General features: G+C 69.5%; 2 protein-coding genes. Both read left to right on the plus strand.

The genetic code is table 11. From position 1 onward, the window contains the following. Positions 1 to 1,050 (plus strand): LacI family DNA-binding transcriptional regulator (locus KBX53_RS30905; RefSeq protein ID WP_210863271.1); only part of this gene is annotated, 1,050 nt, incomplete at its 5' end. Positions 1,051 to 1,134: 84 nt separating this feature from the next. Next, positions 1,135 to 2,095 (plus strand): ABC transporter substrate-binding protein (locus KBX53_RS30910; protein WP_210863274.1); only part of this gene is annotated, 961 nt, incomplete at its 3' end.

Below are 2,095 nucleotides of genomic sequence, written 5' to 3' on the forward strand. Positions count from 1 at the left end.
ATGCACGACGTCGCCCGCCTCGCCCACGTCTCGGTCAGCACCGTCTCGTACGTGCTCACCGGCGCCCGGCCGATCTCGCAGGCCACCCGCAACAAGGTGCTCGCCGCGATGGCACAGCTCGACTACCAGCCCAACGCGATGGCCCGAGGGCTGGCCAGTCGCCGCAGCCGGATCCTCGGCCTGCTGATGCCGATGGACGAGCGGGGCCTCGGTGCCACCGAGACCGCCTTCGTCACCGGTGCCGCCGCCGCGGCCAGCGTCGCCGGCTGCCACCTGGGGCTCTCGCCGGTCGGCGGGGGCCACCTCGACGACCTGCGCCGGCTGGCCAGCCAGCGGATGCTCGACGGGGTCGTGCTGATGGAGGTGCAGCTGGCCGACGAGCGGGTCACCGTGCTCCAGGAGGCGGGGGTGCCGCTGGTGCTGATCGGCCGCACCGCCGACACCAGCACGCTCTCCTACGTCGACATCGACTTCGACCAGACCGTCCGGGACGCCGTCGCGCACCTGGTCGGTCTCGGGCACCGGCAGATCGTCTACGTCAACCACTCGGCCGCCACACTGGCCAGCGGTTACGGGCCGGCGCTGCGTACCCGGGACGCCTTCACCTCGGCGATGACCGGACACGGCCTGGATCCGGTGATGATCGCCGCCGAGGACAGCGCCGCCGGCGGGCGGGCCGCCCTGGCCGCCGCGTTCGCGCAGGCCCCGGAGCTGACCGCGGTGCTGGCCATGAACGAGACGGCGATCTTCGGCATCCTCGGCGAGCTGACCGGCCGGGGGTTGTCGGTGCCCGACGACGTCTCCGTCGTCTCGATGGTCACCTCGCCGCAGGTCGCCGAACTGGCCACCCCCGCGCTGACCGCGATGACGTCCCCCGGTTCGGCGCTGGGCCGGATCGCGATCGAGGCGCTGACGCGCCACCTGGACGGCCCCGCCGACCTTCGTCACCAGCAACTGCTGCCGTGCACGTTGGAGATCCGGGGGTCGACCGCCGCACCCCGGCGGCCGGCACTGGCTACCTCTGGTCCGGCGTCGAACGACGGCGGCTGACCAGCTAAGACGGCCCGCCATCGCGCTGCAACGCGACGACGGGCCCCGTGAAGTACCGGCTAGTACTCAACGAGGAGGATAGTAATGCAGCGATTCCACCGGCTCGTCGCCGCGATCGCCCTGGCGGCGACCGCGACGACCACCGTGGCCGCCTGCGGCGGTGGTGACAACGGGGACAGCAGCGACGCCAAGGTTCTGAAGCTCTGGCACTACGAGAGCGAGAACAGCGCCATGGGGATCGGCTGGGACCGGGCGATCGAGATCTTCAAGTCCGAGCACCCGGGCGTCGAGGTGCGCTTCGAGCGCAAGGCGTTCGAGCAGATCCAGCAGAACGCTGGCATGATCATCAACTCGTCCGAGGGCCCGGACATCATGGAGTACAACAAGGGCAACGCGACCGCCGGGCTGCTCTCCTCCCAGGGCCTGCTGGCCGACCTGAGCAGCGAGGCCGACAAGCGCGGCTGGGCCGGCAAGCTCAGCCCCAGCCTGCAGACCACCGCCCGGTACAGCGACAAGGGCGTGATGGGCTCCGGCAACTGGTTCGGTGTGCCGAACTACGGCGAGTACGTCACCGTCTACTACAACAAGGACCTGTTCCAGAGCAACGGCGTCAAGGTCCCGACCACCATGGCCGAGATGACCGCCGCGATGGACACCTTCGTCGGCAAGGGGATCACCCCGCTGGGCATGGCCGGCGCCGAGTACCCCGCCGGGCAGCTCTTCTACCAGCTCGCCCTCTCCAAGGCCGACCGGCAGTTCGTCGACAACTACCAGCTCTACAAGAACCCTGTCGACTTCAAGGCCGACCCGCTCAAGTACGGCGCGGAGACCTTCGCCCAGTGGGTGCAGAAGGGCTACGTCGCCAAGAACTCGGCCAGCCTCAAGGCCGAGGACATGGGCACCGCCTTCATCGGCGGCAAGGTTCCGATGATCGTCTCGGGTAGCTGGTGGTACGGCCGGTTCAAGGCCGAGATGAAGGCCAACTGGGACACCTTCCTCTTCCCCGGCAACACCCTTCAGGCCGGCTCCTCCGGCAACCTCTGGG

This window comes from Micromonospora sp. M51 (genome assembly GCF_018070305.1).
Classification (GTDB): Bacteria; Actinomycetota; Actinomycetes; order Mycobacteriales; family Micromonosporaceae; genus Micromonospora; species Micromonospora parva.